Raw genomic sequence first — 21,251 nt, forward strand, 5'->3', positions numbered from 1 at the left:
TGTTCGGAAATATTTATCTAAGCCGTTTTTTTAGGCTCTTTAAATCCCCATACTATTTTGAATTTCTTCAAAACACAAAGAATCATATATGTAATATCAATTTGCCATGCTTTGACATTATTTCTAACAGAGTATGCAAATTTATGATGATTATTATGCCAACCTTCACCAAACGTAACTAATGCTATAAACCAATTATTGCGACTATTATCTGAAGTTTCATAATCTTTTTTACCAAAAATATGACAGATTGAATTAACACTAAATGTAGTGTGATATAACAATACTGTGCTTAAAATACCACCCCAAAATACAAATGCTAAACCTGATGTTTGTAGGTTAGGGTAGAAGTGATTAATTACGCTACCGCTAGCAAAGAGACCTATCAGATATAATGCAAATGAAACATGAGCATATTTATCTAACCATACTAGTTCAGGATATTCTACCCAGTCTTTGGTAAACTTAGGATCAACATGATCACTTCTAGATTCAAAAACCCAGCCAACATGTGATTGGAAGATCCCATTCTTAGGAGAGTGTAAATCGGTGTCTTTATCAGAATGGATATGATGATATCTATGATGACCTGACCACCAAAGCGGCCCTTTTTGAGATGCCCAAGTTCCAACTAATGCTAAAATAAATTGAAATACTCTAGAAGTCTGAAAAGCTTTGTGAGCAAAGTAACGATGGTATCCAGCTGTTAAAGCGAATGTCCGAGCGGAGAATGTAACAAGAAATACAACTAGTGCAGTGATATTATAATTTACAAAAAATATCGCTAAGCAAGCAATATGCATAATAGCAAAGGCTATTATAGTGACTTTATTTGATTGAGTTTCCATGGTTTCTCCGGTTCTAAATCATCTTTTTAGCAATTTTAAAGTAAAGCTTGTAAGGTAAAGCGGCAATAAGTTTTAGAATTATAGTGAATTTTTTTGTAAAGTGAACCTCAAATTTATTTGACTCTAAACCTTTGATAATGCTAAGGGCAGCTTCTTCAGGTTGAAGTAGAGCTGGCATTTTAAAATTATTCTTGTCAGTAAGTTTAGTTTTAACAAAGCTTGGATTTATTAGACGGATATCAAGCTCAGTATTTTCTGCTTTTAGGCTCTCCACTAAATTTATAACACCAGCCTTAGTAGCAGCATAAGGTTGTGATCTAGGTAAACCGATATAGCCAGCGACACTAGCTGTAATAGCTAGCTGACATTTAGGATTTTTTTTGAGATAAGGTAGCGTAAATCTTATTAGGTAAAAAACAGCAGTTAGGTTAGTTTGGATAGTTTTATTAAGATTTGAAATGGCAATGTCAGCAATTAATGAAGGTTCATAGAATGCGGGCAAATATATAATATAATCAGGATTATAGCTAAGAGCTATATCACTTCCTTTTTTGAAGCTCTCAAAATCTGCTACATCAAGATCAACAGTATGAGCAGTATTTTTTAGACTTGCAGATATGCTTTGTAGTTTGTCTAGTGAACGAGCTGATATTATAAAATTAGCTTGTATTGAATTATCAAGTTTCTTAAGTAATGCATTACCAATACCATCTGTTGCGCCAATTAACCATATAGTTTTACCTGCAAATTTTTGCATAGTTATTCTCCAGATTTTTCTTTATGCATAAATAGCGTTAATGAACCAACTGTTAGTCCAAATTTTTTGAATGTATTTTTGTTTATAAGTACACCATCGTTCATTAAGTACATCCAATCATCAAAGCTAATTTTGTATTTTTTGTCGCCAACTGGGATATTCATTTGATACTGCCAGTTCATAGCGTTGCCTTCAACATAGATTTTAGCAGTACCAATTACGTCGCCTGTTGTGCCTTCATAGTAGTTATCAGAAATTTTCTTGATTGTCCAAATACGATGATCTTTTTGGCCGTCATAGTAAACCATATGCTCGTCAAATGTGCCGACATCACTATTCCAACTAGCAGTTCCAGAGAAGTCAAATTGCTTAGTGACTTTTCCTTTATAGTCTTGAACAATCCCTGTACCAACAATTTTGCCTTGTAAATATTGTTGCAGGTCAAGTTTTGGACCCTCTTCTTTGTAGCTTGATATATCAGCTGAGCATCCAAATAATCCTAATGCCATAATAATTACTCCTATTCTAGATATTAATTTTTTCATAAGCCCCTCAATTGTTTTGATAATTTTTGATATGACGAGTTATCGCCAAGCCATATTTCAAAAAAATATTTTGAAAGTTCTTTGTCTGGTATTTGGCCAATCAAACCATTGTCTGAATAGATATAACCTTTACCATATTCATCCATATAACCGTAAAGGTTTGTACCGTTTTGGACATCGGGAATTAACTGATCAAAGGTATTTCTATACTCTTTATAATTTGCCTTAACTTGTTGCGGATGTTGGTATGATATTTCTTTAACAGTATGCTTAGAGATAGTTTTCCCATCCATACTTCTAAGGTAATGAATTTTTAGTAGAAAAGGTTTATCCCAACTAAAATGTCCATTTTGAGTGTAAAGCTCGGCATCATAAACATCAAAAAACCATTTAGTGAAATGAATTTTACCAACTTGTTGGACTTGATGTGATTTTATTTGTTGTAAAGTTAACTCTTCAGCGTAAGTGAACAAAGGAAAACTAATAATGATAGCTATTAGTAGTCTTTTAAGCATGGACAATCTCCAACTGTACAACATCAATACGCCCATGAGTAAATGCAGCACTACAAGAATTTAAGTAGAAACGCCACATTCTCTGAAAACGCTTGTCAAAACCTAGTTTTATTAACTCAGGCTCTACATTTACGAAATTCCTGTCCCATTCATCAAGTGTTTTAGCATAATCTTTTGCAAAAGATTCAGTACCTACACATTTAAGCCCAACCTTATCCAGTTCCAGATTAATTTGTCCCATAGATGGTAAGAAGCCACCGGGAAAAATAAAGGTTCTAATCATATCAGTACCTTTAGCATAATCCGCAAAAAGCGCATCATCAATGACAATGGCTTGAATAACAATCTTACCATCTTCTTTGAGCAGTGATTTAAGCTTAGAAAAATATGTGTTCCAATATTCTCTACCCACTGCTTCGATCATCTCGATTGAAACAATATAGTCATATTTGCCAGTTTGGATACGGTAATCTTCAATAACTATATCAGCTTTTTTCCCAGCTAGTCGCTTCGTAGCATAGTCATGTTGTTCTGTCGATAGTGTGATGCCTTTGAGTGTGTAGTCACCACTATTTAGGGCTGTTTCAGCAAATCCTCCCCATCCACAGCCAACTTCAATTATTGAGCCATTTTTTTTATCAAATTTATCAATTATGTTTTTGTATTTATTGATTTGCGCCTGTTCTAATGTTTCAGTTTGATTTTTGTACATCGCAGATGAGTAAGTCATGGTTTTGTCTAACCACAAACTATAAAAGTCATTACCCAAGTCGTAATGATCGTAGATGTTTTTCTTACTCTGTTTAATGCTATTACGTTTAGTAAGGTAGCCAAGTTTTTGTAATAATTTAAAAAGAAAATTTGGCTTCATGTATTGACCAAATGCTTCTTCATTAACTAAGCCTAGTAGAATCAGAGATTTAAGATCTGATGTTTCCCAGTAACCATCTCTATAATCAGCAGCAAATCCAATGTCTGATTTTAATTGTAAATTTACTACTGTGCGCCAATCTTTTAGTTTTAGATCGGCTGTTGGACCTTGTTTTTCGCCTTTTGTATAAATAGTTTCGTTTTCTGGAGTTGTTAAATATAGCTCACCACATTCTAATTTGTTAAGTGATTCTAATAAATTTTTTCTAACGGTTTTTTCAAACATTTCAAAAGGCAAAGGTTAATTATTCTATACGTAAATATTAGCAAATAAATATTGAGGTAATATTGCTGGAATATTAAATTTTGTTAATAAATTTATAAGTAAGCTTTATATTTCTGATATGGGTAAAATATTGTCGGCAGTCTAACTGTTTGGACTTATAATATTAGCTACACTAACTCGAATATCTTTCTGCTCAGGTTTTGGGATATATTTTATACGTTTAAATACGATTTTTAGAGCTTGCCAGTGAATCAGATAAATAACTTTAAAGGTTAGAAGTGGAGATCTAAAAAATTCTTTGACTAAGTTTGTACTTGATAAGAGTTTGATTTGACCATTAATTGCTGTGCCAAGTTGGAGCTGATTATTATCATAGTAATTGATGATAATTTGATTTTTTGCATTATTATCAAAATTAAGTGCGAAGTTAAATTTATAAAAGCCTTGTCTTGGGTAAAATGGCGATACATGAAATATTTTTTCTGCTTTGAACCATGTTTTATCTGTAATTTCGTTGCCAGTGTCGTGGCAAATATAGCTATGAGTTTCTTTGAATGTGTTGTTGACTTCTGCTATCACAGCTATAAGTTTTTTTTCACTATAGCAAAGCCAAAAGCTAACGGGGTTAAATAGGTATCCTAGAACTCTAGGCATAGTCATCAATTTGATTTCATCATATTTAAGGTTGTGCTGGTCTAATAAATTAGTTGCCCATTTTAGACTACTTGAACTATCTTTTAGGCCGTGATCTTTATCATAGAAAGAATACAAATTAGGTTTATTGATACTAAAAAAACTAGTCTTACTTTGCTTAAGATTAAGCATATCCAAAATAATATAATATGATTTATATCTAAAAGAATTTTGCTTTGGATGATGCCTCTTATGAAAAACTTTTGAGCTTAAGATAAAGTTTTTTACCATGGAGTTTTGATTCCTAATTTATTCGCAACATTTACTGCACTAAGTATACCATCTTCATGGAAACCATAGCGTAGATAAGCTCCACAATAGTATGTGTTGTTAAGTCCTTGGATTTTATAAAAGTCTTTTTGAGCTTGAATGGCTTTTTTATCAAAAACAGGATGATCAAAAGTATGTTCGTTGATGATTTTTTGTGGATCAGGTTTTTGATCCGGATTAACTGTAACAAAATAATCTATATCAGTATCTAAGGGTTGAAGATTATTCATCCAGTAGCTAAGTGAAACCACATCACGTTTATCTTTAGTCTCAGCACTTAGATAATTCCAGCTTGACCACGCAGCTTTGCGTTTTGGCATAATACTAGCATCTGTATGTAATATTACAGAGTTTGGTTGATATTTTATGGCGGATATAAGTTTTTTTTCATCACTGCCAGCATCATCTAATAATTCGAGAACTTCATTGGAATGGCATGCAAAAATAACCTTATCATATTCTATGGTGTTATTGTTGATATCAGTTATCAAAGTTTTATGGGTTCTAGTTAAATTGGTAGCTTGGGGTGCAAATTTAACATTAGCAGATTTTAGTTGAGTTATGATTTTGTCAACATATACTTTGCTACCGCCTTTGACTGTGTACCATTGGACTGGTTTGGTAGTTGTAAGTAGCCCATGATTATCAAAAAAGCGAATAAAACTAAGGGCAGGGAAGTCATACATCTTCTCTAATGGAGTGCTCCAAATACATGCTCCCATTGCTAGTAGATAATAATCTTTGAAGCAGTTACCAATATTTATAGATTCTAGATATTCAGCAAGGCTTATATTTTCATCAAGAGTGTTGTTTTCAATATGCTGTCTTGAGATCTTATTAAATTTTATAATATCTTTTATCATTTTATAGTAACTTGGTCTGAAAATATTTGACCATTGAGCAAATAAACTTTTGATACTGCTAGATCCATACTCAAACTTACCGTTTTTGATAGATACACCAAAAGACATATTGCTCTCAGCTACTGGAACATCTAAATGTTTGAACAATCTCGATAAGTGATAATACGTATGGTAGTTAAAGACAATAAAACCAGTATCTACAGGAGTGCTATTAACTTCTAATGTACGAGCATGACCACCGTAATAATTATTTTTTTCGTACAGAGTAATGTCATATTTTTCTTTGAGAAGATAACTGACGGTAAGTCCAGATATTCCACTTCCTATTACTGCTATTTTTTCCATATTTTAAATTGATTATAAGAATTTTAGTTACAAGAGTAATTTTTAAATTTTAAAAAGCATAGTTAAAATTTGTTAATGTAATGGTAACGAAATTTCTATAATTAAGCCATGAGGATTGTTGTTAGTAGCAGTGATATTGCCATTATGGAGTTGGATGATTTTTCTTACTAGGGAAAGTCCTAAGCCATTACCTATTTGGCTACGGCTTTTTTCTTCACGAAAGAATCTTTCAAAAATCTTATCAATATTTTCTTCATTTACACCAATCCCTTGGTCGGTAAATGTGATGATATATTTTGAGTTCTGGATTTTTGTCGAAATCGTTATTTCTGTATCATCTTTTGAGTATTTATAGCTGTTGTCTAGGATATTTGTAATACTTTGGAAAATAAGATTTTTATCGATATTTAAATTTTTTGAAATAACAGAGATATATAATTTGATATTCTTTTGTTCAAACATTGGTTCATAAAGTTCAATAGCATCATCGATAATTTTTTTTACATCAGAATTTTTTTTAAGTAAGTTTTCACGACCATGTTCAAGACGATTAAGTCTTAGGATACTATTAAAGATATCAAGTAATTGATTACACTCTGCCAATGCCTCAGCTGTGTCATCATTTGGGCAAGTTTGCTCAAGGCTTTCAAGCTTGTTTTTTAAACGAGTTAGAGGAGTCTTTAGATCGTGAGCAATATTATTTGAAACGTTTTTGATATCTACTAAAAGTTCATCAATATTAGCTAGCAGGATGTTGAGTATATTTGCCAAATTACTAAGATCATCCCAGCTTGTATCGGATTTGATTCTTTGACTAAAGTCACGAGTGTTAACAATCGAAGCAGCGGAGCTAGCTATAAAATTGATTTTCTTAACAACAAAAACACTGATCAAATAACTAATGATGACAACGCTTGCTGTACAGAAAATACCAATGCTTAGAGGGATTATATGCTCAGTAACTCTATTACCAAGCGCTGAGAAAATTATATAAATCCAAGATGCTATACTTAAACCTAAAAGTATTGTAAAAAGCACTGCCATTTTAAAGCTTGAGCTAATTATATACCTACGTTGAATGGTATCGTTGAATTTATTCTTGGATGACATATCCAAAGCCCCGTATAGTTTTTATAGGATCAGGTAGGCCATTCTCAGTGAGCTTATTGCGTAAGCGAGAGATATGTACTTCAACTACATTTGTCTGAGGATCAAAGTCATAGTCCCATACTTCTTTAAGTATCATTGTTTTACTGACTACTTCATTTTTGTGCTTAAGAAGCAGATGTAAAACTTTGTATTCTCTTTGTTGTAATAATATTAACTCATCATTGCGACGAACCTCATGGGCAAGTTCATCGAGGATGATATCTCCACATGTTAATTTGTGGGATTGAGCTTCAGCGATTTGCTTGGTTCTTTTGTAGAGAATATTAACACGAACCATTAACTCATCTATCGAAAACGGCTTAGTTAAATAATCGTCGCTCCCTGATGTAAGACCTTGAATTTTATTCTCAGTGCTGTCAAGTGCACTTAGAATGATCACAGGAGTTGTTACATTTTGTTTACGTAAAATTTTTAGCAAAGATATTCCGTCTAAATACGGCATCATCCAATCTATAACAACAACATCATAATTATTGGTATTGATTAGAAATAGTGCTTCTTTGCCATCGTGAGCTAATGTTGTTTCAATACCATTTTCTTCAAATTTGGTTTTTATAAACTGAGCAATTTTTTTATCATCGTCAGCAACTAAAACTTTTGGTTTATCAGTCATGGAGTCTATATATATTTAATTTATATAATATAATTATAGCCGATTTATAGCTCTGTAACTTGAAAAAACAGCTATAAAACTTATTTATAATTTTAGATCGTTTGTGTATAAAATAGCTACATCAAAAAATTGGAGGTTGAAATGAAGAAAATTCTAGCAACAGTATTTGGTTTAATAATTGTGTCGGGAGTATATGCTGAGAGTTATCAGATGTATGCAAAACCAGATGAGCAATCCAAAAAAATTATGACGATTGATGATCAAAATCATCAATATAAAGCAATTTTCTCAAAAGGGGAGTGGATTGAAATAGTTGATCAAAAAGATGGGACAGTTGGTTGGGTTAAGCAAAAATCACCAAAAAATGATACACAAGCATCTAGTGATGATCCTATAGAAAAAATGATGGCAGATTTTCAAAAACAACAGCAAATGTTAGATGAGCATTTTAATAAGATGATAGCTAACATAGATCAAAATATAGCTCAAATGCAAACACAATCTAAAACATCAAAAGTAACTAAAAAACCAGATGTGTATAAAGAATTTAGTTCTATAACGATTAACTCAGATGGTAAAACTGCTAAGATTGTCAAAAAGACAGAAGATAGTAATGGAAAAGTCGAAACAGTGGAGAAGGAGGTGCCAGCTGATCAACTGAATACTATCAAAATATAGTACGGGATTTTGAATTTTACTAGTGATGATGCTTCTAAATAATAATCTTGCTTAATATCTTTTGTTTCCAAAGTATGCTCAATAAGTTAAAATTACTATGTAATTGCCACTAAAAACTAAGGAGTGCATTATGTATGAAGAAGAGTTCTTATCAGAAAAATTACAGCGTTTCACATTAGTTGATATTGCGTTGGTCAAAATAGTGTACTTTCTCGTTGGCTTATTAATAATTTCGAGCTATTCAACATTAGCTTTGGTTAGCTGGGTTTTTTATTTACTAATGTTTTTGACTGCGGTTTTTCCAATAGTGATTCATCTTTTGTCATTTGAAGGATCATATATTGAAAAAGCCCATAAATATCTAAAGACAAATAAACCATCGTATCAAGTGTTGTTATTCTTTAGTATGTTTTTCTTTGCTTGTATGTTAGCTGTATTGATACCAGTTCTATTGGATGTGCCATGGTATGTTTATGTTATATTGATAGCTATTTTTGCAATCAAACCAATGCGTTCAAATATGTTTTGGTAGGGTGAGGTTATAAAATTGAATAAAAGTACACACGATGGCCAAAAGGTTTACTCCAAATTAGTTCTTAAACTTTATAACTTCGTTGTTTTATTTTTTAATAATACTTTTTTGTGGAAATGTAAAACATCTCAGCTATTGCAGTTATACAAAGATAATGTATCGCATAATCATTTAGATATAGGAGTAGGCTCAGGATATTATCTAAAAAATGTTAAAGATAGATTATCTAAAGTAGCATTAATGGATCTAAATCCAAATTGTTTAGAGTATGTGAAGAATGTACTGAAAGATAAAGAAGTATCAACTTATCAAGTTGATATACTAAAAGATGTTGCAGAAGAATTTTATGCAAAGTATGAATCTATATCTTGTAACTATTTGATTCACTGTTTACCTGATAACGGCAATAAAGAAAAAGTATTCGAAAATATTGCTAAAATGTTGAGTAAAGATGGAGTGGCTTTTGGATCGACTATTATCAATGACTATAGCTCAAAACTTGCGATTAAGGTGGCTAATAAATTTAATGCCAAAGGAGTATTCGATAATAAAAACGATACTTATGAATCGATAGAAAAATATATAAAGAATAATTTTGCTGAATATACTATAAAGCAAATAGGCTCAGTTTGTGTATATATTATGTCTAAACCTCTTAGATGATCTTTACTATTTATAATCAATAACATTCTTAATTATTTTTGTTATAATCGCTATATAGACAAATTATTCTGTTCATAAAAATAATGAAGAAAAAGCTTTTATTTGTAACTTTATCAGCTAGCTTAATTTTGTTGGGCTCATGTAGTAAAACAACTGTTGCTTATGAGGATCCAAATGGTGTAGATACAACATCTATTAATTTTAGCTCTACTGATTTGCAAGCTATCACGAACAAGATGACCGAGGATATGCTGAATTCACGAGCAGTTAAGAGAATTACTGCTATGGATACACCAACATTATTCTTTAGTAATATTCGTAATGAAACAAGAGAGCATATCAATACGACAATGTTATCAAATACAGTACAGACACAGATTATCAAATCTGGATTATTCCAAGTTACTGATATGTCTCAAATCAAAAATGTACGTGAGCAGCTTGGATATCAAGCTAATAGTGGTATGGTTGATCAAAGTACAGCTACTAAAATCGGTCAGCATATTGGTGCTAGGTATATGGTTTATGGCTCTATTCAAGATATTGATAATACTAATGTTGATGGAGATAAGAGATCTAAATTCTTCTTGACAACATTGAAGATGATGGATCTAAAAACAGGTCTTGTTGTATGGCAAGATGATAAGCAGATTCGTAAATCACAGACTAAATCAACATTTGGCTGGTAATTAGATTTCAAAATGGTTATTTCAGAATAGTTCTGAAATTTCTTAAAACATAGGAGATAAAATACTATGAAAAAGAAAATATTAAGTTCATTAATTGTTTCATCATTATTAGTAAGTCCTTTGGTTGCTGCAGAAACAACTGTAGATACTAAATCTACAGCTGAGCAGTCGCAATCTGTTGATATGGGCTCAGATGTATCTAATCTTAATAGTGCTATCTCATCAGATTCAAAAGCAGTTGCGACAACTGCAGAAGATAAGAGATCCGCAGAAGAAATCTTAAGTGATGTAATGGAGAGTTATATCGATCAGAATAATCTCAGAGATAAATATGATTATGTTGGTTCTGCTATAGGTACAGCTTCTGTCAATCAGACAAATTCAAATTATGTCGATAGTGCTCAGTTAGCATTTGAGAAAGCTCTAATAAAAGCACAGGCAGAATATATATCGTTTATATCAGCTAATACAAAAGTTGATAAGAGTCTAAGCATAGATAGTACACAAGGTTCTAGTGTAAATGACATTAATACAGATTCTGATAAGCCAAAAGAGGGTACTCAAGCAGCGATTGATGCTAAGCAACAAGCATTAGAAGAAGCAAAGCTAGATAAGCAATTAAAAGATCAAGGTTTAAATCCAGATGATTTTGCTACACCAGATGAGAAGAGAAAAGCTCTTTTAAGTCAGCAAATGACAGTCAAAAGCTTAACTACAGGATTTGGTAATCTATCAGGTTTACTGCCAATCAAGACTTTTGTGGTGGAAAAAAATGGTAATGCTGCTATCGGTGTAGTGGTTATTTATTCAGATAAAATTAAAGGAATGTTTGAGGATATCAAGCATGGTAATGAGCCTGTAATTGTTGGTAAAGGTGGACAATCTCCTTCTGACTTATATAAGGATAAGTCAGGTGAAGATATGATGGGTGATTATGGTATCCGTGTTGGTTTTGGAGAAGATAATAAACCATATATCTTGTCATATGGTCAAGGCTCGTACACAGGTCCAAAGCTTCAAGGAGTTTCGGCTGGTGATTATGGTTATAAGCAAGCTGAGATTATGGCAAGAGCAAATTTAGTTACACTGATAGCTGGACAAATGTCGACAAAAGAAGCTTTGACTATGTCTGAGGATATCTCTAGCACTCTTGCTAAAAATACTAAAACGCAACAAACACGTAGAATAGATGCAACTGATATTGAAAAGACACTATCTACATATTACAAAACAAAAGCAAACCTAGATATTATTGGTCTTAAAACTGTTAAGAGATGGCGTTATAAGCTACCAAGTACAGAAAATACTGTATATGGTGTTGTATTAAAATGGGATCCTAAGCAAGTAGCTACGGCAAATAAGATCAAAAATTTTAACTATGATGAATATCGTAAACAAAATGCTAAAAGTACAGAAAGTGGAGAGACTTCCTTAAATGGTAAAGTAATTATTAGACAAAGTGATGATAATAAATATTTAAACCAGTTCTAGGATAGAATGATGCAAAAGATATTAATTTTTTTTTCTCTATTTTTGATTTCTATAATTGGTAATGTTGCTGTTGCTGCAGATTCTTCTACAAATATTGTATCTGGTAGTTCAGCTAACTTGTTAAATAACTCATTAAATAAAACTTTAGGTACTAACTCTGGAAGTACAGTTAAGTACAAAGGTGTAGATGAGCGAAATAATCTTAAAATGTTTACAGTAGCGATATTACCTTTTGATACGAAAGGAGTAACTAATGAAAGTATTTATAGTGAAAAGCAACTTCAAAATCGATTAAATCAAATTATCATAGCTCAGATTACACAAACACGTAAGTTTAGGGTTTCTAATAGGGATGCTAAAGATGAGAAAGCTTATGAAGAAGAAATTCGACGTATAATAAACTCTAATGACTCTAGTGAAAAAGATAAACTAAATCAAAGAATAGGCGCTGATTTTATACTAACTGGCGATATTTTAGGTTTAAACATTAGTAAGAAGAAGAGTTCATATTATGGAGAAGATTTTACAACACTGAATGTCTCAGCGAGTGTGGCTTATCGTATGATTGAGCTAGCTACAATGGAGGTTAAATGGTCGAATGTAGTTAGATTGCAAGTACCAGCAAATATTGCTAATGAGTATGCTAACTATGATAATGGTGATCATTCACAGATATTGGACTATGTAGCTGAGCAAATCGGTCAAACAATATCTGAACAGATTGTTGGAGCCATATATCCTCTTCAAGTATTAAAAATAGACGATGGAGAGATATATTTTAACCAAGGTGGTAATGGTGTTGTTAAAGGTAGTACCTATGAAATTCGTCAAGAAGGAGGCACTAGTGTTGACCCAGCAACAGGACAGCATATTGTTTTAGATAGTAAAGTCTTGGCAAAAGTACGAATTACAGATGTGATGCCTAAGTATTCTGTAGGTATTGTAATTGATGGTAGCTTATCTAAAATACAAGCTGGTTTACGCGCATATTTATCCAAATAATATGAAAATAAAAATCTCTTTATTGTTTATTACGTGTTTTGTTATATCTAGTTGTGCGACATTCAGTGGTAGTCATCCTAATAAGGTCGGAGCTGCTAAAAATGCTATTGAGACTTGTAAATATAAACCTATCGAAACAAAGTTTGATGAAGCTTTTGATAATGATGGTATTAATGCTTCTATTGGTTTCTTAGAAACTGGGCGTTTTGATCAGTTACTTGGTAAAACTGAATTATCACAAGTTAAATATACCAAAGCAGCAGATTATGTTGCTAAGTCAGAAGCAGAAGCAAAAATAAGAGTTAGGAATATACTTAAAAATACTCAAGCTACTCTTTTAAGTGATAAAGAGAGATATTACTATATATCTGATTATGAAATTACTTTTTTATATGCTTATCAAGCACTAAACTACCTAAAACAGCACGATTTAGAAAATGCTGCTGTTAGTATCCGTAACTTATCATATGCGCAATATGCCACTTATGAAGCAAAAGATTTAGCAGCTCAGACAAATAAAACTAGGTATGAAGAGTTTAATCATGTTGATTCTAGACAGGTTTCATCAAATATATCTGGTTCAAAACAATATAGACAGTTAGTAAGTATAGCTGACAAGGTAAAAAACTCTTATGAAAATGCTTTTGGGTATTATCTAGAGGCTTTGATATATCAGTCATACGATACCGATCTAAATAATGCTAACTTATCAATGAGTAATGCTCTAAGAGTCGTTCCGAATAATCCATATGTTAAAGAAGACTATAACCAAATCAAGAACGCTTTTGACACTGGTCATAATATCTATCCACAAGGGCAAGGTAAACTTGTTGTAATATATGAGAGTGGCTGGGTTGAGCCTATTAAAAAGTTCGATATACCAATTGCGATATTTTTCCAACAAACTGGGGTTCAAAAAATTTCGTTACCATACTATGGCTCTTATAAGTTAGAGCCTAATGCAGATGTAGAGATTTTAAAGGATAATAAAACTATTGATAAAGGTAAAACAGCATTACTGGTTGATACAACTGCAATGGCAGCTAAATCTTTATCAGATCAATATCCTGCGATTGTAACTAGAGAGGTTTTACGTCTGGTTACAAAAACAGCTATTTCTGTGGCAGCTATTAGATCATCTGGTGATTATGGAGCTTTGGCGGCAATCGGAACTTCGGTGTATAACATGGCGACAACCCAAGCAGATCTCAGAAGCTGGAATCTTTTGCCCAAAAATGTTGATTTATTTTCTAAGGATTTAGATCAAGGTGAATATACGCTCAAAATTAATAATAAAAAGACGATTGTAACTATTATGCCTCAAAAAATAACTTTGGTATGGTTAACTAAAGAGGGCTGTTATCAGAGGATATTATTAAATGAAATTTTATAATATTCATTGTAAATAAATTTTTCGAATATATTTAAAAGTATTTTTTAGTTATAGTGATATATTCTGTCTAGAAATAAATAATTACATAAGTTTCTATTGATTAATCATATTCTTATGAATATATTTAGAAGGTTAAATTATTTAAAAAATAAAACTATTTAATAGTAAATTGGAGAAGATATGAGAATCTTATCAGTTCAAGATATGGCAAAAATAGTGCAAAAGCACGGTTTTGATAATTTCATTAAAGACCTAGTTGAATATACAAAACAGGACTTTATAAGATGGCAAGAGTTTGATAAATCACCAAGATATGCAGCTCATGTTCCAGGAGGTGTTTTAGAACTTATGCCAACTGCTGATAATAAGTTATTTACATATAAATGTGTAAATGGGCATCCTGCAAATCCATTTGATGGTAAGCAGACAGTTGTAGCTACAGGGCAGTTAAATGAGATTAAACATGGTTATCCACTACTTATATCTGAAATGACTGTTCTTACAGCTTTAAGAACTGCGGCTGCGACTGTGTTAGCAACAGACTACTTAGCGCGCAAAGATAGTAAGACTATGGCGCTAATAGGCACAGGTGCTCAAAGTGAATTTCAAACTCTAGCTCATAAGCTAATTAGACCTATTCAAACAGTTAGATATTTTGATACAGATCCAGAAGCAATGAAAAAATATGCTAATAATATGAAAGATGTTGATCTTGAATTTATCGCTTGTGATAGTGCTAAAGATGCTTGTGAAGGTGCAGATATAATTGTTGTATGTACGGCTTGTAAACTTCATGCAATTGTAATTGAAAATGATTGGGTTAAAGAAGGTGTACATATAAGTGGTTTAGGTGGGGATTGTCCTGGTAAGACTGAGCTTGATATGGATATTCTTTTTAGAGGTAAAGTAGTTGTTGAATACAAAGAACAATCAATGATTGAGGGAGAAATCCAGAATTTATCACCACAAGAAGTTGAACAGGTTTTACATGCTGAAGTATGGGAAATTTTAACTGGTAAGAAAAAAGGTCGTGAAAATGATAAAGAAATTACGATCTATGATTCAGTAGGTTTTGCAATCGAAGATTTCTCAGCACTTCGATTGACTTTAGATTTAGCTGAGAAATATGATATTGGTAGCCAAATGGATATGGTGCCACCAATCAAAGATCCTAAGAATTTATTTTCAGTATTATAATATTGGAGTGATAAAATGAAAAAAGTAGAAGCAGTAGGAATAGCTATTGGTAATGCTGGCAGAGAAATTGGTTGCGGAAGAGCACCATACGCTTTGTTGAATGAGTTAAGAGATAGACGTATAGATGCTCAAATAATCAATTATATTGGTGGAAGAGCTGAAGTACCTACTATGGGTAAATATTTTACTAAGGTGGCTCAGACGGTATCTGAGATTCTTAAAGAAGGTAAGTTTCCTTTGACTCTTGGAGGAGATCATTCATGTGCAATAGGTACATGGAGTGGAGTTTATGACTATCTTAAAGATCAGAAAAAAGAGCTTGGTTTGATTTGGATTGATGCGCATATGGATAGTCATAGACCTGACACTTCTGAGACTGGTAATATACATGGTATGCCTGTAGCACATCTTTTAGGATATGGTCATGAGGAATTAACAAAGGTACTAAATGATAATCCTAAGTTAAAGCCTGAGAATATTGTCTTTTTTGGGATTCGCTCTTATGAAAAGCCAGAAAGAGAGTTTTTGGAAAAATTGGGTGTTAAAGTTTATTATCAAACCGATTTAACTGATAGGAACTTTGAAGAGTTATTTTTACAAGAGTTTGAACGTCTTGAGAAGGTTACAGAGGGTAATGTGGGGATTAGTTTTGACTTAGATGGTTTAGATCCTACTAACCTTGATGCTGTAGGAACTCCTGTTGAAAATGGTATTGACCCACAAGTTTTTTACAAAACTATTGAGAAAATTAATTTTAATAGTTTGGTATGTTTTGAAGTGGCAGAATACAATCCTCTGATTGATAAAACAGAAGTCTCGCTTAAATATATGTCAAAACTAATAAGATTAGTTGAAGGCAATATAAAAAATCTAACTCAAAAATAGTTTATCCGTAAAACTTTTGATAACATTATCTTACAAGTTTCTCTTTATATATATCTGATGCATAGAAACAACCTGATATTAATGACTGATAGTTATAAACACTCACATCCTTATCAGTATCCTAAGGATGCCAATTATCTTCATTTTTATTTAGAAAGTCGTGGTACTGTAAATAGTGATTTAGGAACGCATACTAGATTTTTTGGCTTACAGTATCACATCAAGAAATACTTATCTCAGCCAATTACACTAGAAATGATAGATGAAGCTGAAGAAATTCTAAAAGCTCATGGTTTGGTATTTTATCGTGAAGGCTTTGAGAAAATCCTAAAAAAATATAATGGTTATTTGCCAGTTAGGATTCGTGCTGTTAGAGAAGGTACTCTAGTACCCTTACATAATGTACTGATGACTATAGAAAGTACTGATTCAGAGTTATTTTGGTTGCCTGGGTTTCTAGAGACACTACTTTTAAAAGTGTGGTATCCAACAACAGTTGCGACTATCAGTTTTAATATCAAAAAACTAATCAAAGAGTATCTTTTAGAAACAGCAGATAATCTCGATAAGCTAGAATTTATGCTTCATGATTTTGGCTATAGAGGTGTTTCATCGGAAGAGTCAGCAGGAATTGGTGGAGCTGCACATCTGACTAATTTTCTAGGAACAGATACCTTAGCATCACTACAAGTTTGCAAAGAGTATTATCATGAAAATATTGCAGGTTATTCGATTCCTGCAAGTGAGCACTCAACAATGACTAGTTGGGGTATTGGTTCTGAGTGTGAGCGACAAGCCTTTGAGAATATGATTGAGCAATTTGGAGATAACAGTATTTTATATGCCTGTGTTTCGGATAGTTGGGATTTTAAACAAGCAATACAAACTTGGATTGATTTAAAAGACAAGGTCAAAGCTAAAAAAGCAAACTTGGTAATTAGACCCGACTCGGGAAATGCTATAGATAATATCTTATATGCTCTTAGTGAATTAGAAAAAGCTTATGGTAGTAATGTAAATGCTAAGGGATATAAGGTTCTACAAAAGGTAGCATTGATACAAGGTGATGGAGTGAGTCTTAGTTTAGCAAAGAGCATATTATCGGCGATGAAAAAAAATGGATTTTCTGCTGAAAATATAGCTTTTGGTATGGGTGGAGCATTGCTACAAGGAAATCATGAGTCATCTATAAATAGAGATAGCTTCAAGTTTGCTATTAAATGCTCGGCAATCAAACGTGGGGACTCTTTAATTGGAGTTAAAAAAGAGCCTATCACAGATCCTACAAAGAAATCTAAACAAGGACGTCTAGATTTGATTAAAGATGCTAAAGGTAATTATCAAACAATAGTTCTAGATGATCAGTATGCTATAGGAGAATACCATAGCGACTCAATTCTTGAGACTTATTATGAGAATGGACAAATTAAATTTGAACAATCTTTATCAGATGTGAGAAAATATATATAACTTAAGTATGCTTGTTGTATGTGCATTTATTGCCATGGGAGTATATTAGTTGTTTAATCAATAAAAATAAGGAGTATCTACAATGTTAGAACATCATCCATTAGTTAAAGAGTTTCCTGAATTAAGAGAACAGTTACATAATATGAAAGAAAATCATCATATCAGTAATCAAATGAAGAAATATGAAGATCTGGATAAGAAAATATATAATCTTGAAAGTTCAGGTATGTTTGAAGATATGCAGTTAGAAGAGTTGAAAAAGCAAAGATTAGAAATCAAAGATATCATCTATAAAGCGCTAAAAAGTTAATCATTAAATAATTACATATAAAACAAATTCTTAAATAAATTACCTTTTCCTATAGTTTCTTATAAAACTTTAGTTCTATTTAGTATATCTTTATAGTTATATGTTTATTACTTAGTTGTTAAGTATTTATTATATATTTTATAAAGAGGGTCTAATGTTAGTAACTAAATACCAAAAAATCGTTATAGCTTTGATAGTTTTAACAGGCGTATGCTCAGGCTTTGATATTGGAGTGATATCAGGAACATTACCGGTTATTAAAGATGAGCTATCTCTTAATCTTACGCAACTATCTGAGATAGCTGGTATTGTGTTTTTTGGAGCTTTGCTATCAAAGCTAATATCAGGACCATTAATGGATATCTTTAGTAGAAAAAATATTTTGGCATTTGGGGCATTTCTATTTACAGTATCAATGATATTGATGATGATATCTAATACTTATACAACTTTGATGCTATCAAGACTTCTACAGGGAGTGTCGATTGGGTTCTTGTTGACGGTAATTCCTGTTTATATTTCTGAAACTAGTGTAGCTAAGTTTAGAGGTAGGGCGATGGCTATATTTCAGCTATCACTAGTTTCTGGAATTTTTTTGGCTAACTTTTTTGCAAGCTTATTTGTCGCAAGTTTTGGTTGGAGACTGATATTTGCTTGCGCTATTCCTTTTTCAATTTTACTTTTCATCATTAGCTTAATAGCACCATTTTCACCATCTTGGTTAATTTTAAAGGGCAGAAATGAACAGGCACTAACTATTAGTGAGCAATTAGCTCTCAAAGTTCAGCATTCATTAACCGAAAAAAATAAAACAGGTTTCGTTGAGTTTATTAAAATTGTTATCAAACAAAAATACTATTTATCTGTAATACTGATTAGTTTAATGGCGGTTTTAAATGGTTTTGTTGGTATCAATGTCTTTATAAGTTATGGTCCTACTATGTTTGGTCAGCTCAGTAGCTGTAGTAGTTGTGATGCTACTTATTATGGTACAGCAATGACATTAGTTAATCTTATAGCTACTATATTTGGCTTATTCCTTGTCGATGTTATTGGTCGAAGAAAGCTTATCATTGGTGGGTTATTAATTTCATTTGTATCTATATTTACAATGATCTTTTGTATAACAGCTGGTTATAATAACTTAGGTCTTTTGATGTTGATTATAGTTGTATTCGGAGGAGCTGTAGGTCCTGGAGTGTGTATATGGTTGGTATTATCAGAAGTTTTACCTGTACATATACGTGGTATAGGGATATCTGTAGCTCTTGTTTCAAAAGCCTTAATAGAAAGTATGTTTATCTCGAGATTCTTAGATCTTACTCATAATTATGGTTATGCTCCTGTATTATATTTTATGGGCGCTTGCATAGTTGCATTTATATTTATTGTGTATAAATTTTTGCCAGAAATGACAAATAAAGAGCTTATTTAAGATGTGCCACTAAATCATCAAGCTTATAGCTTGCAATATCTTTTTGTTTTGCATGATGCTCTTCTAAGAGTGCGAAGTCTGCATCAGCATAAGCACATAGATCACCTTTTTCATTGAAGATATCAACTTTTATCCACACGGTAGTACGACCTTTACGAATTACGGTGGTTTTGAAAATATGTACTACTTTACTATAGGTTGGTTTTAGGTATTTGATATTTAAGTTGCGGGTCATACAAAATGACTTACTAATACTTAAAACATGTTTGCCAAGAATATCATCACATATAAGTGCGATAATACCACCATGAATAACATTGTCCCAACCGACATGATTTGGTAGACATTTGAACTTTGTATACATATGTTCGCCAATATGATACAAAGGTAACTTTATACCGAGAGGATTCTTGGCTATGTCACTAAAGCAAGTGAAATTCCATGGAAAATCAATTGGTTTATAATCATCTAAATTTATCATTTTAGTTTAACCTATTGGATATTTAGTTATTCTTATATTAATGTTTAGGATTATTAGCTGCTAACAAGCTTCAATAATACCAGCTGCACCCATACCAGTACCAATACACATCGTAATCATAGCATATTTTTTACCAGTACGTTGTAGTCCATGTAACGCTTTGACAGTTAGTATAGTACCAGTTGCACCAAGAGGATGTCCTAAGGCAATAGCTCCACCACAAGGATTAACTTTATTCTTATCAAGTTTTAAATCATTAATCACAGCTAGTGACTGAGCTGCAAAAGCTTCATTTAGCTCAATCCAGTCAATATTATTGATATCTAAACCAGTTTGCTTGAGCACTTTTGGTATAGCTTTAATTGGGCCAATACCCATAATGCGTGGATCAACACCAGCTACAGCAAACCCTAGAAACTTACCTAAAGGTTTTAGGTTGTGCTCTTTTAGGTATTTTTCACTAACTAAAATCACAGCTGCAGCACCATCTGATACCTGTGAGCTATTACCAGCAGTTACAGATCCACCATTTGCAAAAGCAGGTTTTAGTTTAGCTAATGCTTCTAGTGAAGTATCTTTTCTAGCGCCTTCATCTTCAGTTATAGTTTGTTTGTGATTAACAATCTCACCAGTAGCTTCATCTGGCTTGTTGTGATCAACATCTATAGGTAATATTTCATCTTTGAAATAACCATTTTCAATAGCTTTGATTGCTTTTTGATGACTCTCAAGAGCAAAAGCATCTTGATCTTGTCGTGATACATTCCAATCTTTAGCAACCATCTCAGCAGTGATACCCATACCATAAGCTATGGCAACATTTTCATCTTTAGCAAAGATTTCTTTACTAAAAGACATCTTGTTACCACCAAAAGGAATCATACTCATACTTTCAACACCGGCACCGATAGCAACATCGATATTACCTTGAGCAATTTCATTTGCTGCAATAGCAATTGACTGTAATCCAGAGCTACAATAGCGATTGATTGTAAAAGCAGGAACACTATTAGGTAGTCCTGCCAAAAGAGATGATATTCTTGCGACATTTAAGCCTTGTTCAGCTTCAGGCATCGCACAACCAACAACTATATCCTCTATATCGTTAGGATTAATATTAGCTTCAGCGACAGTTTTTCTAAGTACATCCGCCAATAATTCATCAGGACGTTTTTTTGCAAAACCACCTTTTTTACCTTTTGTAACAGCAGAGCGTTTTGCAGCGACTATATATACGTTTTCACTCATGT

Annotated in this window: 23 protein-coding genes; 12 read left to right on the forward strand and 11 right to left on the reverse strand. The window is 32.5% G+C overall.

What is annotated here, in order from left to right; translation table 11 throughout:
* Positions 1-17: 17 nt before the first annotated feature.
* The 9 genes from FTPG_RS04500 to bfpR form a co-directional block, all read right to left on the reverse strand.
* Entirely contained in the window at positions 18-848 is an 831-nt protein-coding gene (locus FTPG_RS04500; RefSeq protein ID WP_004287237.1) for an acyl-CoA desaturase, read from the reverse strand.
* Positions 849-861: 13 nt separating this feature from the next.
* Positions 862-1,605 carry an SDR family NAD(P)-dependent oxidoreductase gene (locus tag FTPG_RS04505; RefSeq protein WP_004287238.1) on the reverse strand — a complete coding sequence of 248 codons (744 nt, stop codon included), beginning with the start codon at positions 1,603-1,605 and terminating at the stop codon, positions 862-864.
* 2 nt (positions 1,606-1,607) lie between these two features.
* Positions 1,608-2,150: a DUF3833 domain-containing protein gene (locus FTPG_RS04510; RefSeq protein WP_004287239.1), complete on the reverse strand. Its 543-nt coding sequence runs from the start codon at positions 2,148-2,150 to the stop codon at positions 1,608-1,610.
* Entirely contained in the window at positions 2,147-2,665 is a 519-nt protein-coding gene (locus FTPG_RS04515; protein WP_004287240.1) for a chalcone isomerase family protein, read from the reverse strand. The genes FTPG_RS04510 and FTPG_RS04515 overlap by 4 nt, the downstream gene beginning before the upstream one ends.
* On the reverse strand, positions 2,658-3,821 hold the full coding sequence (locus FTPG_RS04520) for an SAM-dependent methyltransferase (protein ID WP_004287241.1): 1,164 nt from the start codon (positions 3,819-3,821) through the stop codon (positions 2,658-2,660). The genes FTPG_RS04515 and FTPG_RS04520 overlap by 8 nt, the downstream gene beginning before the upstream one ends.
* Before the next feature lie 141 nt (positions 3,822-3,962).
* Entirely contained in the window at positions 3,963-4,745 is a 783-nt protein-coding gene (locus FTPG_RS04525) for a DUF1365 domain-containing protein (protein WP_035722413.1), read from the reverse strand.
* Positions 4,739-5,992: an NAD(P)/FAD-dependent oxidoreductase gene (locus FTPG_RS04530; RefSeq protein ID WP_004287243.1), complete on the reverse strand. Its 1,254-nt coding sequence runs from the start codon at positions 5,990-5,992 to the stop codon at positions 4,739-4,741. Before FTPG_RS04530 ends, FTPG_RS04525 begins: the two co-directional genes overlap by 7 nt.
* Before the next feature lie 72 nt (positions 5,993-6,064).
* On the reverse strand, positions 6,065-7,102 hold the full coding sequence (locus tag FTPG_RS04535; protein WP_004287244.1) for a sensor histidine kinase: 1,038 nt from the start codon (positions 7,100-7,102) through the stop codon (positions 6,065-6,067).
* Entirely contained in the window at positions 7,086-7,775 is a 690-nt protein-coding gene (bfpR, locus tag FTPG_RS04540; protein WP_004287245.1) for a two-component system response regulator BfpR, read from the reverse strand. The genes FTPG_RS04535 and bfpR overlap by 17 nt, the downstream gene beginning before the upstream one ends.
* Positions 7,776-7,916: 141 nt before the next feature.
* On the opposite strand from bfpR, the gene FTPG_RS04545 reads away from it, so the two are divergent.
* The 12 genes from FTPG_RS04545 to FTPG_RS04600 all read left to right on the forward strand — a co-directional run bounded on the left by FTPG_RS04545 (position 7,917) and on the right by FTPG_RS04600 (position 19,520).
* Complete coding sequence (locus tag FTPG_RS04545; protein WP_035722414.1) at positions 7,917-8,453, forward strand: hypothetical protein; 537 nt, start codon at positions 7,917-7,919, stop codon at positions 8,451-8,453.
* A gap of 130 nt (positions 8,454-8,583) precedes the next feature.
* Positions 8,584-8,985, forward strand: a complete 402-nt coding sequence (locus FTPG_RS04550) for a hypothetical protein (protein ID WP_004287247.1) — start codon at positions 8,584-8,586, stop codon at positions 8,983-8,985.
* Between the two features lie 15 nt (positions 8,986-9,000).
* Positions 9,001-9,648, forward strand: coding sequence for a class I SAM-dependent methyltransferase (locus tag FTPG_RS04555; protein WP_004287248.1), 648 nt, complete (start codon positions 9,001-9,003; stop codon positions 9,646-9,648).
* Between the two features lie 83 nt (positions 9,649-9,731).
* On the forward strand, positions 9,732-10,337 hold the full coding sequence (gene lpoB / locus FTPG_RS04560; protein ID WP_004287249.1) for a penicillin-binding protein activator LpoB: 606 nt from the start codon (positions 9,732-9,734) through the stop codon (positions 10,335-10,337).
* A gap of 66 nt (positions 10,338-10,403) precedes the next feature.
* On the forward strand, positions 10,404-11,828 hold the full coding sequence (locus FTPG_RS04565) for a DUF6844 domain-containing protein (protein WP_004287250.1): 1,425 nt from the start codon (positions 10,404-10,406) through the stop codon (positions 11,826-11,828).
* Positions 11,829-11,837: 9 nt separating this feature from the next.
* Positions 11,838-12,830, forward strand: a complete 993-nt coding sequence (locus FTPG_RS04570; protein ID WP_004287251.1) for a CsgG/HfaB family protein — start codon at positions 11,838-11,840, stop codon at positions 12,828-12,830.
* Position 12,831: 1 nt separating this feature from the next.
* Entirely contained in the window at positions 12,832-14,223 is a 1,392-nt protein-coding gene (locus FTPG_RS04575) for a COG3014 family protein (RefSeq protein WP_004287252.1), read from the forward strand.
* A gap of 180 nt (positions 14,224-14,403) precedes the next feature.
* Positions 14,404-15,420: an ornithine cyclodeaminase gene (locus FTPG_RS04580; RefSeq protein ID WP_035722416.1), complete on the forward strand. Its 1,017-nt coding sequence runs from the start codon at positions 14,404-14,406 to the stop codon at positions 15,418-15,420.
* Between the two features lie 15 nt (positions 15,421-15,435).
* A complete protein-coding gene (locus FTPG_RS04585) occupies positions 15,436-16,305 on the forward strand; it encodes an arginase (RefSeq protein ID WP_004287254.1) in 870 nt (289 codons plus the stop codon).
* 57 nt (positions 16,306-16,362) lie between these two features.
* Entirely contained in the window at positions 16,363-17,775 is a 1,413-nt protein-coding gene (locus FTPG_RS04590; RefSeq protein WP_004287255.1) for a nicotinate phosphoribosyltransferase, read from the forward strand.
* 82 nt (positions 17,776-17,857) lie between these two features.
* A complete protein-coding gene (locus tag FTPG_RS04595) occupies positions 17,858-18,085 on the forward strand; it encodes an HP1242/YdcH family protein (protein WP_004287256.1) in 228 nt (75 codons plus the stop codon).
* A 154-nt stretch (positions 18,086-18,239) separates the two neighbouring features.
* Positions 18,240-19,520 (forward strand): MFS transporter, encoded by a 1,281-nt coding sequence (locus FTPG_RS04600; RefSeq protein ID WP_004287258.1) that lies wholly within the window; start codon positions 18,240-18,242, stop codon positions 19,518-19,520.
* On the opposite strand, the gene FTPG_RS04605 is transcribed toward FTPG_RS04600, so the two are convergent.
* Complete coding sequence (locus FTPG_RS04605) at positions 19,513-20,001, reverse strand: PaaI family thioesterase (RefSeq protein WP_004287259.1); 489 nt, start codon at positions 19,999-20,001, stop codon at positions 19,513-19,515. The genes FTPG_RS04600 and FTPG_RS04605 overlap by 8 nt on opposite strands.
* Before the next feature lie 60 nt (positions 20,002-20,061).
* Positions 20,062-21,249, reverse strand: a complete 1,188-nt coding sequence (locus FTPG_RS04610; RefSeq protein ID WP_004287260.1) for an acetyl-CoA C-acyltransferase — start codon at positions 21,247-21,249, stop codon at positions 20,062-20,064.
* Positions 21,250-21,251: the final 2 nt, after the last annotated feature.

Source organism: Francisella philomiragia subsp. philomiragia ATCC 25015 (genome assembly GCF_000156715.1).
GTDB classification, from domain to species: Bacteria; Pseudomonadota; Gammaproteobacteria; order Francisellales; family Francisellaceae; genus Francisella; species Francisella philomiragia.

Bases quoted from the DNA above. Each gene is read 5' to 3' on its own strand.
- FTPG_RS04500 (WP_004287237.1), bottom strand. From the start codon at position 848: ATGGAAACTCAATCAAATAAAGTCACTATAATAGCCTTTGCTATTATG.
- FTPG_RS04505 (WP_004287238.1), bottom strand. From the start codon at position 1,605: ATGCAAAAATTTGCAGGTAAAACTATATGGTTAATTGGCGCAACAGAT.
- FTPG_RS04510 (WP_004287239.1), bottom strand. From the start codon at position 2,150: ATGAAAAAATTAATATCTAGAATAGGAGTAATTATTATGGCATTAGGA.
- FTPG_RS04515 (WP_004287240.1), bottom strand. From the start codon at position 2,665: ATGCTTAAAAGACTACTAATAGCTATCATTATTAGTTTTCCTTTGTTC.
- FTPG_RS04520 (WP_004287241.1), bottom strand. From the start codon at position 3,821: ATGTTTGAAAAAACCGTTAGAAAAAATTTATTAGAATCACTTAACAAA.
- FTPG_RS04525 (WP_035722413.1), bottom strand. From the start codon at position 4,745: ATGGTAAAAAACTTTATCTTAAGCTCAAAAGTTTTTCATAAGAGGCAT.
- FTPG_RS04530 (WP_004287243.1), bottom strand. From the start codon at position 5,992: ATGGAAAAAATAGCAGTAATAGGAAGTGGAATATCTGGACTTACCGTC.
- FTPG_RS04535 (WP_004287244.1), bottom strand. From the start codon at position 7,102: ATGTCATCCAAGAATAAATTCAACGATACCATTCAACGTAGGTATATA.
- bfpR (WP_004287245.1), bottom strand. From the start codon at position 7,775: ATGACTGATAAACCAAAAGTTTTAGTTGCTGACGATGATAAAAAAATT.
- FTPG_RS04545 (WP_035722414.1), top strand. From the start codon at position 7,917: ATGAAGAAAATTCTAGCAACAGTATTTGGTTTAATAATTGTGTCGGGA.
- FTPG_RS04550 (WP_004287247.1), top strand. From the start codon at position 8,584: ATGTATGAAGAAGAGTTCTTATCAGAAAAATTACAGCGTTTCACATTA.
- lpoB (WP_004287249.1), top strand. From the start codon at position 9,732: ATGAAGAAAAAGCTTTTATTTGTAACTTTATCAGCTAGCTTAATTTTG.
- FTPG_RS04565 (WP_004287250.1), top strand. From the start codon at position 10,404: ATGAAAAAGAAAATATTAAGTTCATTAATTGTTTCATCATTATTAGTA.
- FTPG_RS04570 (WP_004287251.1), top strand. From the start codon at position 11,838: ATGCAAAAGATATTAATTTTTTTTTCTCTATTTTTGATTTCTATAATT.
- FTPG_RS04575 (WP_004287252.1), top strand. From the start codon at position 12,832: ATGAAAATAAAAATCTCTTTATTGTTTATTACGTGTTTTGTTATATCT.
- FTPG_RS04580 (WP_035722416.1), top strand. From the start codon at position 14,404: ATGAGAATCTTATCAGTTCAAGATATGGCAAAAATAGTGCAAAAGCAC.
- FTPG_RS04585 (WP_004287254.1), top strand. From the start codon at position 15,436: ATGAAAAAAGTAGAAGCAGTAGGAATAGCTATTGGTAATGCTGGCAGA.
- FTPG_RS04590 (WP_004287255.1), top strand. From the start codon at position 16,363: ATGCATAGAAACAACCTGATATTAATGACTGATAGTTATAAACACTCA.
- FTPG_RS04595 (WP_004287256.1), top strand. From the start codon at position 17,858: ATGTTAGAACATCATCCATTAGTTAAAGAGTTTCCTGAATTAAGAGAA.
- FTPG_RS04600 (WP_004287258.1), top strand. From the start codon at position 18,240: ATGTTAGTAACTAAATACCAAAAAATCGTTATAGCTTTGATAGTTTTA.
- FTPG_RS04605 (WP_004287259.1), bottom strand. From the start codon at position 20,001: ATGATAAATTTAGATGATTATAAACCAATTGATTTTCCATGGAATTTC.
- FTPG_RS04610 (WP_004287260.1), bottom strand. From the start codon at position 21,249: ATGAGTGAAAACGTATATATAGTCGCTGCAAAACGCTCTGCTGTTACA.